A 13,564-nucleotide genomic window follows, 5' to 3' on the forward strand; every position below is an offset into this window, starting at 1 on the left:
AGTAAGAAAGATGAGACGCCCGCAGTTGCGGTGAAATAGGGACTGAATAGCCCCTCAAACAGGCAAAACAGTCCGTATTCCACCGCAACTTATGCAGAGTGCCTAACGGTTGCGTTCCTTAAGGGCGCGGTCGATCTCGCGTTGGACATCACGCTTGGCCATGTCCTCGCGCTTGTCATAGAGCTTCTTGCCGCGACCCAGACCCAGCAGCAGCTTTACGCGGCCGTCGGTATTAAAGTAGAGCTCCAACGGAACCAGCGCATAACCACGGTTGCGAAGTTTGCCGTCAAGAAAGTCGATCTCTTTGCGGTGCAGCAGCAGACGACGCCGACGGTCGGGATCGCGATTCCACACGCCACCATGGCTATAAGGGTGGATATGCAGGCCGACGAGCCAGCACTCCCCGCCGCGGATCAGCGCGAAGGTATCGGTTATCTGGCAGGCGCGCTCGCGAATCGACTTGACCTCGGTGCCGCTCAGTTCAATGCCACACTCAAATGTCTCATCGATAAAGTACTCGTGATGTGCCGAGCGATTCTTGGAAATGAGCTTGCGCTCGCGCTTACTGGGCATCGCCGGCCTCCTTGGCGCCGTCGGCGTTTGAGCCCGCAGCCTCGCGCTTTGCCTTGCGCTCGGCATTGAGCTCAGCATCGCTCTCGCGCACCAGCTTGATAATCGCCGCGCAGGCCTCCTCGCCCACCAGGTCGCGGGCGCGCACCGTCAGGCGCGTCGCCTCCTGTTTGTCGCCGTCGCTTGCAGCATCGGTCGCGCACATAATCAGGCAGATGGCAATCTCGGCCGAAGGCGAGGTCGGCACGCCTTGCAGGGCCAATTCACCCATCACGTGGTCGTCGCTCTCATCAGCGGCATCCGGATAGGTGGTATGGATCTTGTTGAGCAGGCGCGTCGTATGCGCATCGTTGGGCGCCAGGCGCAGCGCCAGACGCGCGCAGCCCACGGCAGCCGAAACGTTCTCGGTCTCGGGCTCCAAGAAGTACTGACCTAGATTGGCGTAAGCGCGGGCGGCGCACTTGCCATCGCTTGCACGCTCCAGCACCGAGAACGAGAGCGACGCCCATTCCTGCTTGTCCTCGAGTGCGCGGAACAGCTCGGCCAAATCCAAGCGATAGTTGCAGTTCATGGGGTCCCAACGCACAGCCTGCATCAGGGCATTACGAGCGCTCACATAATCCTGCTGGCGAATGTAGGCAAACGCCATGTCAGAGTACAGGCGGTCAAACGGCACCTCGACCTGCACGAGCTCGCGCGGATCCTTCTCCACGCGGCGATAGGCCAAGCGCTCAAACTTGCTATCGAAGCTAAAGTATTGGCGCTTCTCCTCCGTCTTGCACTCAGCGTCGATATACTCCTCGGCGAGCTCCACCAGACGCTCCAGCAGCGGTGTCGCCGTAGCCAGGTCGCCCTGCGCCAGATAGTTCTCGGCATACGTGATGTCTTGCAAGCTGATGGGCAGATCCATGGCTACTCCTCGATCTGAGCGAAACACGGCAGGCGCCGTATATACGGTCAATACACAAAACCCGGGTCTCTTACGAGGCCCGGGCGTTCAATTTTGGTAGCCCGTACCAGATTCGAACTGGTGATCTCCGCCTTGAGAGGGCGGCGTCCTAAACCGCTAGACGAACGGGCCATATGTAGCAAATGCAATGGCTGGGATGGAGGGAGTCGAACCCCCATTGACGGAACCAGAATCCGCTGTCCTGCCATTAGACGACATCCCAATGACTGCATCGCTGCGCTCGGCTATGCCTTTGCGCAAGAAAGAAATATACGGGAAGTCTCGCCGTGACGCAAGCCCCAATTTTGACTTTTTTGAAATTCAGTCAAATTGGCCTAATTTAGTCCAACCCGTGAAGGACCTGTGAAGCCGACCGCTGTACACGAAGGGCAAAACGCCGCGAGCGGTAGCCGTCAACCGTTGGCAGATTCTACCGCGAAAACGATAGCACCAGGCAACACAATCGAAGTATCAATGATCACGTAGATATCGAGGCGCCATGGACGAAGAGCTTGATTACCTATGGGAGACCCTGGGCCTCGAGATCACTGCCGACCTTTGGCCCGAACGGGACAAAATCCATCCCACACTGCGCCCCGCCATTACTGTGGTGCAGGCAAAATACCGCCGTGCATCCTTTTTGATCATGCGGATGTCATGGCACGCGGGACTCCCCGACCTTAAGCGAATCCAGGCAAGTCTCGTCGAGCTGTCCGGCATGCCGACCGTCATATCCGAGGCGCACCTGGAACAGCGTCAGCGCGAGCGACTGCAACAGCAGCGGATTCCCTTTATCTGCCCTGGCGTTCAGGCATATCTGCCCTTTATGGACGAGGAGTACTGGAGCGGCAAGCCCAACAAGCACGTAAAGGTCTACGATCCGCACGAATGGGCACAGCTGGCGGACTGACTGGGGCAGGCCCGCCGACGGAAAGTGCATCCCACCCTGAGCACTCAAAACGGGTCGCACTTTCCGCAGCCGCTACAGCAACGCCTCGGCCCAAGCCGCTTCCCTAAAGCCGGGAATCGCAAAGTCGTCGCCCACCAGCAGCGGACGCTTGACCAGCATGCCGTCGGTCGCCAGCAGCTCGTAGCACTCCCGATCCGTCATGCCCGCATCCAGACGCGCCTTCAGGCCCAGCTCTCGATATTTCATGCCCGACGAATTAAAGAAGCGCCGCACCGGCAGCCCCGAACGAGCAATCCAGGTCGCAAGCTCATCAGCCGTGGGATTGTCCAAAACGATATCGCGATCGATATACTCTACCCCATGTTCGTCCAGCCATGCCTTGGCCTTCTTACAGGTCGAGCACTTGGGATATTCAACAAACAGTACGGTCATGGAAATCCTCCGAATATAGATCGGCCAACGCAGGCACACGCCACACGAGGCGCCTTCGTATGATGGGCCAATTGTAGCCCACGGGTCACACGCTAAACGAACCGTACCCCGAATCCGCGTTTGATGAACGGCAGCAGCTCCATTGCCTCGGGCGTGATATGGCCCGCAACGTTCATGCGCTCGTCACCGGGAAGATCGACCCGCGCAATCTCAAGCTCGCCTTCGTAGCGCCCATATCCGCTATTGCTCACAGCGATCGACCCCGCCTTTCGCGGCAGGCCGGCTCCGGAATCTGTCGGCACGGAATCCGGCTTAAGCGTCGTACGTGACTCCTGAGACCTAAAGATGAGGACGCTCGAGTCGGGCCGGTCGTGATGAATCTGCCCGCGCACATAGGCATAACCGGGCTCAAGCTCGCATTGCAGGTCCACGTATCCGGCGGAAACTTGAGCAAACTGCGCCCAGCCCGCATCGGATAGATCGGGGTCGCCGACCAACACAATGTCGCAATCGGCGCCATGTGCAAGCTCAAGCATATTGAGAGCAACCTTTGACGCGCGACCGCGCTGCGCCTCGACCGTCGGCAGTCCCTCGAAAACCGGCCCGCGAACGTTAGCATCACCCGGCACAAAAGCCATGATTTCGAATCCAAGCGCCGCAAGACGAAGATTCGTCCGAGCAACATCTTCAAGAGCTAAACCGGTATAAGGCTTGGGGTAAAAATTGTGGCAGGCGGCAAAACGAGTCACATCGGCACCGGCCTCACGCCACGATGCGATTTCATCAGAACTCACCGTCGATGCATTGACCACAATGCGAAATACACCGGACAGCTCCGCGACCCGCTGGGCGCTAAAGCCATAGTCCAAACGAAGGTATTCCAACCCCAGATCGCGCAGGTCCTCAATGCGCTCAAGCCCGAGCAAATCGCACGTGCGAGGCCCCACATCGGCAATGAGCGCAATGCCGCGGGCGGAAAGCAGCGACAGCACATGACGGACCTTATCGGCATACGCCGCTCCCCCATCCTCGGGAATATGCAGCGAGGTGAACGCATAGCGCGCACCCGCCGCGGCACCATGTTCAATCGTCCGCTCAATATCCTGCAGAGGGCTGGAAAGATAAATCGAAATACCCGTTTTCACGCTTCAACGCTCCTTTAAAAAAGGCCGGCGGAGCAGTTAGCCCCGCCGGCACAACCATAGCATCAAGAAATCTGCCGCGCACCGCGAGCCCCGAGCAACACGGCTCGCGATATCAAACTACTCGCCAAAGAACTCGTTGATCTTCTGCTCGTCGACGCCAAAGAACCACGTCAGGACAAAGCCAGCGGCATAGGCAAGCAGCATAGCGGCAACGTAGCCGAGCTGCTGGCCAGGAACAACGATCAGTAGGCCAAACAGACCGGAAACGCCCTGAGAAACCGTGCCGATGTGAAGCAGCGCCGCGAGCGCGCCGCCAAATCCGGCACCCAGGCAGGCCGTCACAAACGGACGAACGAGCGGCAGCGTAACAGCATACATCAGAGGCTCGCCCACACCCAGGATTCCAACGGAAATGGACTCTGCGACGTACTTCTTGAGCTTGGCGTTCTTGGTCTTAAAGTACAGCGCCAAACCGGCACCGACCTGGCCGCCGCCAGCCATCATAAGGATGGGAAGCAGGTAATTGATACCCTTGGTAGCGCCGTCGGGATCGTTGAGCATAGCGTGGATCGGCGTGAGCGCCTGATGCAGGCCGACGGACACCAGCGGCAAGAAGCCTGCCGACAGGATATAGCCGCCCAGGACGCCCAGTTTCTCGAAGATAAAGGTCAAAACGCTAAAGATGGCAGTCGTCAGCCATGCGCCAACCGGCTGGATGACGAGCATCAGAGCAAAGGCGCCGATGATGAGCACCAGCAGCGGGGACAAGAACGTGTCGAGTGCGTTGGGCATAACCTTGCGAATCTGACGCTCCATCCAGGCAAAAAATGCACCAGCGATGAGAGCCGCGATCATGCCACCCGCCGCGGGGTTGTACTGCGCATTGGTGAGCGGCAGCAGAATGGCAGTGGCAGGATCAGCCGCGCCAGGCGCAAGCAGGGGCATGGCACTGTTGGCGATACACATCATGCCGGCGATGCCGCCCAGCGCAGCGGAGCCACCAAACTCACGTGCCGCGTTATAGCCCACCAAGATGGGCAGATAGGCAAACAGGGCCCAGCCCATGGAACGAATGCCCTGGTACCACCACTCGCCTGCAAGCGCGCCTGCCGTCGAGACGTTAATGACGTTGCAGATACCGTTGATGAGGCCAGCCGCAATGATGCCGGGAAGCAGGGCGACGAAGACATTGGAAATCTTCTTGAGGAAGGCCTGAACCGGCTTGGACTCGTACTTGGCTTTCTGCGCGGCCTTGTTTGTGGCCGCAGCGTCAACCACGCTCTCGTCGGCAACGCCTTTCGCAAGGCCGGTGAGCTTGGAGAACTCCTCGAGCACCTTATTCACCTTGCCCGGACCCAGCACGATCTGCATCGTGTCGTCCTCGACCAGGCCCATCACGCCGTCGAGCGCCTTAATACCCTCCGTGTCGACGTTGCCCGTGTCTTTGACGGTCACGCGCAGGCGCGTCATGCACGCCGCGTTTGCGAGCACGTTGTCTTTACCGCCCAAAAGGTCCAGCAGCTTTTGAGCCAGCTCTTTGTTCGTCATAACTCCTCCTTGTATTGGGTATCTCGTCTAGATGTCATATCAGCTCACGCCGTGCACCTATTGGACATCGGCATTGCTCTTCTCATGGCCACTCACCGCAGTACGGACATGGCCGTGCGCCCGTTCAAGAGCTACCGCAGCCTGCTCGGCATCGCAGTCCAACAGCACCGAGACAATAGCGGTTTTTACGTGGCCGCCGGCATCTGCAAGCGCCTGAACAGCGCGCTCGCGCGTGCAGCCGGTCGCCTCCATCACGATGTTCTGGCCGCGCACCACCAGCTTCTCGTTCGTCTGCTGCACATCGACCATCAGGTTTTGGTATACCTTGCCGATCTTGACCATGGCACCGGTCGAAATCATGTTGAGAATGAGCTTTTGAACCGTTCCCGCCTTGAGCCTCGTTGAGCCGGTCAGCACCTCGGGACCGGGCACGGGCTCAATGGCAAGATCTGCGCTCTCCCCGATCTTCGACCCTTGGTTGCAGGCAATTGCAATGGTCTTGCACCCAGTTGCCTTGGCGTACACAAGGCCGCCCACCACATAAGGAGTACGACCGCTTGCCGCCAGGCCAACGACAAGATCCTTGTCCGAGAGTCCACGCTCCCGCAGGTCGCTCGCGCCAAGCTCCTCGCTGTCTTCGGCACCTTCGACAGCCTTGATAAACGCCGTCTCGCCTCCGGCAATGAGCCCGACAATCAGATCGGGCGACATGCCAAACGTGGGCGGGCACTCCGAAGCGTCGAGTACGCCCAGACGACCGCTGGTGCCTGCGCCCATGTAAAAGACGCGCCCGCCGCGCTCGAGTGTCTCAGCAGCCCAGTCGATTGCTGTGGCAACCTGGGGCAGCACTTTCGTGACCGACTGGACGGCACGAAGATCCTCATCGTTCATCGTCGTGACGATTTGCAGCGATGTCATCGTATCGAGGTCCATTGACCTTTGATTACGCTGTTCGGTCGTGAATTTTGTTAAATCGAGCATTTCATTCACCTCATCTTTCCTGTTTCTCGATGTAGTTTTGCTTAATGACATGCGTCGCCCGTTCGTAGTCGCTGGCAACGTAAGCAGCGTACAGGGCATCGACAACCATAAGCTGGGCCATACGCGAAGCCATGGCACCGCTGCGGACCAAGGGTTCACTCGCAGCGACGCCGAGCACGGCATCGGCCATGGTGGCAAGCTTGGATGATCCATCTACTTTGGTAACGGCCACAACGGGACAGTTGTGACGTTGAGCCTCGGCGGTGCAGTCCAGCACCTCTTGCGTCAAGCCCGAGTAGCTAAAGGCGATTGCCATATCGCCCTCATGCATGTTCTTGGCACATAAGAGCTGATCATGCCAGTCGTCGTACAGACGGCACTCTTTGTCGACACGCATGAGCTTTTGCGCCAGGTCATGCGCGACCAAACGAGAAGCACCAATACCGAACAGATTGACCGCGCGTGCCCGCTTAAGACGGGCCGCGCATCGCTCCAAGACGGTGTAATCGAGCGTTCGCGCCGTCGCCTCGATCGTGCGCACGTTGCTTTTCATCACCTTCCCCACGATACGTTCGACGCTGTCATCCATGGAGATGTCCTCGAGGGCTACGTCTTTCTTGTCACCTAAGAGCGCCAGCTCGGCAATCAGTTCGCGCTGGAACTCCTTGTAGCCCGCAAAACCCAAACGCTTGCAAAAGCGCAAAATGCTCGAGGGCGAGGAGAACGTGACATCGGCAAGACCGCGGACGGACAGCCCGACCACCTCGTGCGGATGAGCGCTTACATATGCGATGACATTGCGTTCCGCCGGGCTCGCGCTGAGCTCACGCTCGCGAAGCCGCAAAAGCAATCCGTTTGCCATCTCAAACACCTCCGTTGAGAAGAATTAAAGACCAACGAACGATTCGTACCGGATACAAACAGCTTTTGCGGTACATTGTGCCGCATCGTGGCGCACAAAGGGCGAGTGTTCTACCGCTCGCCCCTCAAATCCGACCGCTCGGAAATACGCGCGACACAAAATAATTCAACAAGGTCGCATTATCAGAAACGGGTTTGTTACCGGCTAGCGCCTCGCATGGGCGCCGATCGGCCGAGTCACATGGCGCACCAACGCCGCCGCCAGCAATACCGACAGCATGGCGGTGACATAGCCCGCAGCGTCGAATCCTAAATCGATAACGTCGAAATGCCTTCCGGGAACAAAGATCTTATGCACCTGATCGCCAACGGAGCAGGCGGCGCAAAAGAGCAATACGGGCACGCAACGGGAGCATACGCTCCACGGACGCCTGGAAAAGCAAACCACGACCACGGAGGCGAACAATCCGACGAAGAAAAACTCTACGGTATGGGCAACGCGACGGACGTTTGTGCCCACCCACATGCGAATGGAAGCAAGTCGGCCAGACCGGACATTCGAGGCAGCCGAATCGGCGCGCCCGGTCATTCCGTTCTCTGTCTGGGCTTCACCCGTGGCATCGGCAGCCTGAACGCCCGTAGCCTGACCCTCCACCACACGCGCTGTGGACTCGCTCAGCAACGACGTCTCCACCGCATTTTGCTCCGTCAGCACCCAGATGCCCACCAGCGTTGCAACGAACAGAACGATCGCGGTCCATCCGATTATTTGTTTTACGCGCGCCAAGGGCCAACCTCCTTTTTTGAATATCAGCGAGTGTAGCCCCAAATGGCATCGTCACCGTATCAAAATTTGAATCGCAACAGGAAGCGACAAAGCGACGCAAACCCCTACCCCGCCTCGCGCATCCAGCGATCGAACGTCCCCACGCACACGCCCAGGCACTTTGCTGCCTGGCTGCGGGTAATATCGCCTGCCTCATAGCTATCGCGCACCAGCTCAAACTGAGGAGGGCACGGCTTGCGAGGTCGACCGAAACGAACCCCTCGCGCCCGCGCCGCTGCAATTCCCTCCGCCTGGCGCCGATGGATATTCTCGCGCTCCACCTGCGCCACGTAGCTCAGCAGTTGCAGCACAATATCGGCAATCAGGACGTTGGTCACATCCAGCGCGCCGCTGGCCCTAGCGCGCGTGTCAAGCAATGGCATGTCCAACACCACAATGGCAACCCCGAGCTCCTTGGTAATGCGTCGCCATTCCTCAAGAATCTCGGAGTAATTACGGCCAAGTCGGTCGATAGAAAGCACCACCAGCACGTCCCCGTCTCCCAGGACGTGCAGCAGCTCGCGATAACGCGGTCGATCGAAGTCCTTGCCGCTCGCATGGTCGGCATAAATATTCGCCGAGCCCACGCCATAGGCGCCCAGCGCATCCAGCTGCCGATTAAGATTCTGATCGCGCGAACTCACCCGCGCATAACCGTACACCGTCGCCATCTCATCCCCGCTTTCTTGTAAACCTGCCAAAAGGGACAGGTTTATTTTGGTAGGTTTTACCTCTCAAATAGCAGGTAAGCGGGCGGACGAGCAGACGGCAAGGTAGCCATAATTCAAATGCGAAGGGCGGTCCCGAAAGGCCGCCCTCCGCTCCCCCACCATCAGTCGGGATTTGGCTAATGGATAAGCTTAAAGTCCAAGTGCCCACGCGTGGTATTGACGCGCGAGACCTCGATAATCACGCGCTGCCCCAGCTCGTAACGGGTGCCCGTGTCGGCACCTGTGAGCGTTAGCGCGTCCTCGTCGAACTCGAACCACTCGTTGCCCAGACTCTTGATCGAAACCAAGCCTTCGACCTGCGTTAGGTCCAAGCGCACAAAGAGGCCCATGCTGCTAACCCACGAGACGGTTCCGGCATAGCGCTCGCCCAGACGGTCCTCATAGTACTGGGCAATCTTGATCTTTTGCGTCGCATGGCTGGCGGCATCTGCCGCGCGCTCGGCATCGCTGCATGCGCGGCAGATCTGCGGCAGAATGCGCGGCAGTGACTCGCGCCCCTTGCCGATCAGGCGCGGCGTACGGACCAGGGCGTCCTTGCCGCCCAGCTGCTCATAGGCCAACTGCAGCTTGAGTACGCGGTGCACCACCAGATCGGGGTAGCGACGGATGGGACTCGTAAAGTGGCAGTAGCACGGCGCGGCGAGCGCAAAGTGGCCCTCGTTGCGCGGCTTGTACAGCGCGCGCTGCATGCTGCGCAGAAGCAGCGTGTTAACGAGCGGTGCGTTGGCCGTACCGGCGGCAGCATCAACTGCAGCCTGCAGCTCATCGGGGCTCCCCAGGGCAATACCGGCAGCACGGCGATCGTCGATGATGCCTAGCTGCGCCAGCGCAACGGCGGCACCGTGCAGGCTATCGGGGCTCGGATCCTCATGCACGCGATAGCAGGCCTCGATATCACGGTCTGCCAGCCACTCTGCAACGCACTCGTTGGCGAGCAGCATGGCTTCCTCGATAAGCGACGTGGCACACGAACGTTCACGCGCCACAATCTGCACGGGTACTCCGTCCTCATCCAAGAGAGCGCGAATCTCGGCCGTGTCAAAATCGACTGAGCCGCGGGCGCGACGAATGCGACGGCGAAGTTCGGCGAGTTCGTTGGCGGCGACAAGGAAATCGCCGAGGTCGACGTTGTAGCCGCGGGCGGCCTCCTCGCACGCGAGACCGCGCTCAAGCGCTTCCTCGCGCGAGGCCTCGGCAGCCGCAACATCCTCGGCCGCACCCTCCAGCACCGAATACTCCACCGCGCCGGCACGTACCAGCAGCGCCTCGGCGCCGTCATAGTCCATACGCACACGCGAGCGAATCACGCTGGGATACGGATCGTAATGCCGCACGCGACCCTGCGCATCGAGCTCGATATCGACGGTAAACGCAAGACGGTCCTCGTCAGGGCGAAGCGAGCACAGATCATTGGACAGGCGTTCGGGCAGCATGGGAAGCACGCGATCGGCCAGATACACCGATGTCGTACGATGACGAGCCTCAAGATCGATATGCCCGTCCCAAGCCACATAGTGTGAAACGTCGGCGATATGCACACCCAGCCTGTAGCCACCCTCGGGCGTGCGTTCCAACGAAACAGCATCGTCAAAGTCGCGTGCGTCGACCGGGTCGATCGTGATGACAAAGCGGTCGCGCAGATCGCGGCGGAGCGGGTCCTTAAGCGCCGCGGACACATCGAGCGAAAGCCCCTCGGCCTCGTCCAGCGCGGCCTCGGGATAGCTATCGGTATAGCCGTAACGCGCCATCACATATTGAACGCCCAAATCGGGCGCGTCATCTCCGCCAATGCGGCGTTCGATCGTCACAGCGCCCGATTCCAGGCGCGTCGGGTAGGTCAAAATGCGCGCGACAACAGCATCACCCGGGTGAACGCCCAGACGATCCGCCGAGGTATCCTCAGGCAGAATGAAGAAGTCAGCCTTCAGACGCGAATCGAGCGGCTCGATCACACCGAGCGGACCGGCGGTCTGGTACGTACCCACCACGCTTATGGCTGCGCGCTCAACCACGCCTTCGATCACGGCGCGCCGCTCACCGTGCGGGCTGTTCTTAATGCTCACGGCAACGGTATCGCCATCCATAATCTCGCGCTTGCCGCGGCCCATGACCTTGTAGTCGCCATTCTCGGTTATGACATAGGCACTGTGCTCATGGAGCTGCACGCGCCCGGTCAGGCTCGGACGGCGTTCGCTGCGCACCGGCCCGCGCTTATTGCGAGCTCCACGCTTATGCTTGTTATTGCGCCCCATGGCGCCTCCTAACTATCGATTGCCGACTCCAAAGAGTCTACCCAAATGATTCGCCATCCTGCCGTCCCCTAGGGATCAAAAAACGGGCCGCCCCATAAGAGACGACCCGTTGGAAGGGATGAATTCCAGGCATGCCTACACGCGCAGGTAGCGGCGCATGGCGATGGCAGAACCAAAGAGACCGATAATCACGCCGACCAGAATCAGCGCAGCATAGGTCACCAGGTAGTACTGCATCGGCAGGGCAAACGACATCCAGCCGATGCTCTCCTGCAGACGCGGAATCATCAGATTGCGCAGCAGCTCCAGAACGCCGATGGAAAGCAGCGAGCCCAAAATGGCCTGCAGCACGCCCTCGGTGATAAACGGGCCACGAATGAAGCCGTTGCTGGCGCCGACCAGACGCATAATCGCAATCTCACGACGACGCGCCGTGATGGACAGGCGAATCGTGTTGTTGATAAAGATGAACGCGATAAAAGTCAGCAGGCCAACGAGCACCACGGCGGCGATGCGGATGTAGTTGGTCACCTGGAACAGGCGGCTCACTTCCTCCTGGCCGTACAGCACGCTCGCGTTGACGTCGCCGTCATCCGCGATCTTCTGGAAATCGGCATCCTTCTTGAGCTTCTCTGCCGTGCTCTCGACCTTGGAAGGATCGTCCATCTCAATTGCAAACGAAGCCGGCAGCGGGTTCTGGCCATCGAGCGCGCTCATGGTGGCGTCGGCGTTGCCCGACATCTTGCTCGTATACTCGGCCAGCGCGTCGTCCTTGTCCTTATAGGTCACGGACTTGACGTTATTCCACGTCTTAAGTTCGGCCTCAAAAGCCTGAACATCGGCCTGATCGGCGTCATCACTAATGAACGCGTTGATGACAACCTGATCCTCGACGGTGCCGATCACGGAGTTCAGCATCGCGGAGCCCATGATGAACAGGCCGATGATAAACAGCGAAAGGAAGATCGTGATGACGGCGCCGAGCGAGGTAGTCCAGTTACGGAAGAAGTGGCTGATTGCCTCTTTGAAGGAGTAGCCCACGTTAGTTGGTGCCATAGTTGCCGTAACCTCCCCTCTCCTGGTCGCGGATAACGTGGCCGCCCTCGAGGGCGATCACGCGACGGTGCATGCTATCGACCATCTCGCGGTCGTGCGTGGCGACGATCACGGTGGTGCCGGTGCGGTTAATACGCTCGAGCAGCTTCATGATGCCCAGCGAGATCGCCGGGTCGAGGTTACCCGTGGGCTCGTCGCAGATCAGCAGCGGCGGGCGGTTGACCATAGCGCGGGCGACGGCAACGCGCTGCTGCTCGCCACCGGAAAGCTGGTCGGGCAGGGAGTCCATCTGATCGGCCAGACCGACCAGACGCAGCACCTCGGGCACCTGGCTGCGAATAACGCCCTTGGGCTTGCCGATGCACTGTAGGGCAAACGCCACGTTTTCGTAGGCGGTTTTTTGCGGCAGAAGCTTAAAGTCCTGGAACACGGCGCCAATCTGGCGGCGCAGGAACGGAACCTTGCGGTTCTTGATCTTCATGAGGTCCTGACCGGCAACCAGGATGCGACCGCTCGTCGGCTTGACGTCGCGGTTGAGCGTCGACAGCAGCGTGGTCTTACCCGAGCCGGAGTGACCGACCAGGAAGACGAACTCGCCCGGATAGATCTCGATGTTGATGTCGTCGAGTGCAGGCTTGTTGGGCTGTGCCGGATAGATCTTGGTGACATGCTCCATAAGGATGACGGGCTCGACACCGGCCTGCTTGGCCATCTTCTTGCGGCTGGCCTGCGGATCGATGGGCGCAAACACCGACGTAAAATCGGGGTTGTTGAGCGCGTTATCGAGGCTTGCAACCTCGGCGGCCTGATCGCTCTCGACCACTGGGGCAGCAGGCTGCGTGGGGTCGGGAATAGCGGCAAAGAGACCGGACTGCGCAGGCTGAGGAGCCGGCGTCGCAGGGGCCATGGGGTCGGGAATGCCGGCCATGGTAGGCTGCGGCGTGGCGGCGCCAGCCTGAGGCTGCTCCACGCGAGCGGTCACGGCCTGAACGGGTTCAAAACCCGCCGCGCCGGAAAGCGCAACATCGCTGGTGGGATTGTAGGCAAAGGGATCGGATGCCGGCTGTGCCTGATCTGCCGGCTGAGCGGGGGCCTGAGCAACAGGCTGGCCCTCTGAATCCGGAGTGGCGAAACGACTGCCCTGGACGCCTGCCTGCGTCTTGGGGGCATCATCGCCCGCACCGGAGGTACGGAAGTGGTTACCCACTGGTGCTCCTTATCGTCGTGCGTTTAAACTACATGAGCGCTTTGTATTTTAGCAGCATTAGCTTTGCTGCACATAAGAAGCATGGCGTGCTTAGGA

13 protein-coding genes and 2 tRNA genes are annotated in these 13,564 nt (G+C 59.6%); 1 reads left to right on the plus strand and 14 read right to left on the minus strand.

Annotation, left to right across the window (positions count from 1 at the left end):
- Positions 1-102: 102 nt before the first annotated feature.
- From smpB to GXM19_RS04860, 4 genes are all read right to left on the minus strand, one after another.
- Positions 103-573, minus strand: coding sequence for an SsrA-binding protein SmpB (gene smpB / locus GXM19_RS04845; protein ID WP_006235325.1), 471 nt, complete (start codon positions 571-573; stop codon positions 103-105).
- Positions 563-1,480 (minus strand): tetratricopeptide repeat protein, encoded by a 918-nt coding sequence (locus GXM19_RS04850; RefSeq protein WP_006235324.1) that lies wholly within the window; start codon positions 1,478-1,480, stop codon positions 563-565. The genes smpB and GXM19_RS04850 overlap by 11 nt, the downstream gene beginning before the upstream one ends.
- 94 nt (positions 1,481-1,574) lie before the next feature.
- Positions 1,575-1,651: transfer RNA gene (locus tag GXM19_RS04855), tRNA-Glu, on the minus strand.
- A 17-nt stretch (positions 1,652-1,668) separates the two neighbouring features.
- A tRNA-Gln gene (locus tag GXM19_RS04860) sits at positions 1,669-1,742 on the minus strand.
- A gap of 276 nt (positions 1,743-2,018) precedes the next feature.
- Between GXM19_RS04860 and GXM19_RS04865 the strand changes: the two genes are divergently transcribed.
- Positions 2,019-2,429 carry a hypothetical protein gene (locus GXM19_RS04865; RefSeq protein WP_006235322.1) on the plus strand — a complete coding sequence of 137 codons (411 nt, stop codon included), beginning with the start codon at positions 2,019-2,021 and terminating at the stop codon, positions 2,427-2,429.
- 72 nt (positions 2,430-2,501) lie between these two features.
- Here the strand turns inward: GXM19_RS04865 and GXM19_RS04870 are convergent, their stop codons facing one another.
- The 10 genes from GXM19_RS04870 to ftsE all read right to left on the minus strand — a co-directional run bounded on the left by GXM19_RS04870 (position 2,502) and on the right by ftsE (position 13,468).
- Entirely contained in the window at positions 2,502-2,861 is a 360-nt protein-coding gene (locus GXM19_RS04870; protein WP_006235321.1) for an arsenate reductase family protein, read from the minus strand.
- Between the two features lie 92 nt (positions 2,862-2,953).
- A complete protein-coding gene (locus GXM19_RS04875) occupies positions 2,954-4,006 on the minus strand; it encodes a MupG family TIM beta-alpha barrel fold protein (RefSeq protein ID WP_040359248.1) in 1,053 nt (350 codons plus the stop codon).
- Positions 4,007-4,123: 117 nt separating this feature from the next.
- Positions 4,124-5,554, minus strand: coding sequence for a PTS transporter subunit EIIC (locus GXM19_RS04880; RefSeq protein ID WP_006235318.1), 1,431 nt, complete (start codon positions 5,552-5,554; stop codon positions 4,124-4,126).
- Between the two features lie 57 nt (positions 5,555-5,611).
- Positions 5,612-6,535, minus strand: a complete 924-nt coding sequence (gene murQ, locus GXM19_RS04885) for an N-acetylmuramic acid 6-phosphate etherase (RefSeq protein WP_006235317.1) — start codon at positions 6,533-6,535, stop codon at positions 5,612-5,614.
- Positions 6,536-6,545: 10 nt separating this feature from the next.
- A complete protein-coding gene (locus GXM19_RS04890) occupies positions 6,546-7,397 on the minus strand; it encodes a MurR/RpiR family transcriptional regulator (protein WP_006235316.1) in 852 nt (283 codons plus the stop codon).
- 204 nt (positions 7,398-7,601) lie between these two features.
- Complete coding sequence (locus GXM19_RS04895) at positions 7,602-8,183, minus strand: VanZ family protein (RefSeq protein ID WP_050766135.1); 582 nt, start codon at positions 8,181-8,183, stop codon at positions 7,602-7,604.
- A 104-nt stretch (positions 8,184-8,287) separates the two neighbouring features.
- Positions 8,288-8,893, minus strand: a complete 606-nt coding sequence (locus GXM19_RS04900; protein ID WP_006235313.1) for a recombinase family protein — start codon at positions 8,891-8,893, stop codon at positions 8,288-8,290.
- Between the two features lie 176 nt (positions 8,894-9,069).
- Positions 9,070-11,205, minus strand: coding sequence for a ribonuclease R family protein (locus tag GXM19_RS04905; RefSeq protein WP_006235312.1), 2,136 nt, complete (start codon positions 11,203-11,205; stop codon positions 9,070-9,072).
- A gap of 135 nt (positions 11,206-11,340) precedes the next feature.
- Positions 11,341-12,261, minus strand: coding sequence for a permease-like cell division protein FtsX (gene ftsX, locus GXM19_RS04910; RefSeq protein WP_006235311.1), 921 nt, complete (start codon positions 12,259-12,261; stop codon positions 11,341-11,343).
- A complete protein-coding gene (gene ftsE / locus GXM19_RS04915; RefSeq protein ID WP_040359244.1) occupies positions 12,248-13,468 on the minus strand; it encodes a cell division ATP-binding protein FtsE in 1,221 nt (406 codons plus the stop codon). The genes ftsX and ftsE overlap by 14 nt, the downstream gene beginning before the upstream one ends.
- Between the last annotated feature and the right edge of the window lie 96 nt (positions 13,469-13,564).

Source organism: Collinsella aerofaciens ATCC 25986 (assembly GCF_010509075.1).
GTDB lineage: Bacteria > Actinomycetota > Coriobacteriia > Coriobacteriales > Coriobacteriaceae > Collinsella > Collinsella aerofaciens.

Coding starts and splice junctions, on each gene's coding strand:
- smpB (WP_006235325.1), bottom strand. CDS start 573: ATGCCCAGTAAGCGCGAGCGCAAGCTCATTTCCAAGAATCGCTCGGCA.
- GXM19_RS04850 (WP_006235324.1), bottom strand. CDS start 1,480: ATGGATCTGCCCATCAGCTTGCAAGACATCACGTATGCCGAGAACTAT.
- GXM19_RS04865 (WP_006235322.1), top strand. CDS start 2,019: ATGGACGAAGAGCTTGATTACCTATGGGAGACCCTGGGCCTCGAGATC.
- GXM19_RS04870 (WP_006235321.1), bottom strand. CDS start 2,861: ATGACCGTACTGTTTGTTGAATATCCCAAGTGCTCGACCTGTAAGAAG.
- GXM19_RS04880 (WP_006235318.1), bottom strand. CDS start 5,554: ATGACGAACAAAGAGCTGGCTCAAAAGCTGCTGGACCTTTTGGGCGGT.
- murQ (WP_006235317.1), bottom strand. CDS start 6,535: ATGCTCGATTTAACAAAATTCACGACCGAACAGCGTAATCAAAGGTCA.
- GXM19_RS04890 (WP_006235316.1), bottom strand. CDS start 7,397: ATGGCAAACGGATTGCTTTTGCGGCTTCGCGAGCGTGAGCTCAGCGCG.
- GXM19_RS04900 (WP_006235313.1), bottom strand. CDS start 8,893: ATGGCGACGGTGTACGGTTATGCGCGGGTGAGTTCGCGCGATCAGAAT.
- GXM19_RS04905 (WP_006235312.1), bottom strand. CDS start 11,205: ATGGGGCGCAATAACAAGCATAAGCGTGGAGCTCGCAATAAGCGCGGG.
- ftsX (WP_006235311.1), bottom strand. CDS start 12,261: ATGGCACCAACTAACGTGGGCTACTCCTTCAAAGAGGCAATCAGCCAC.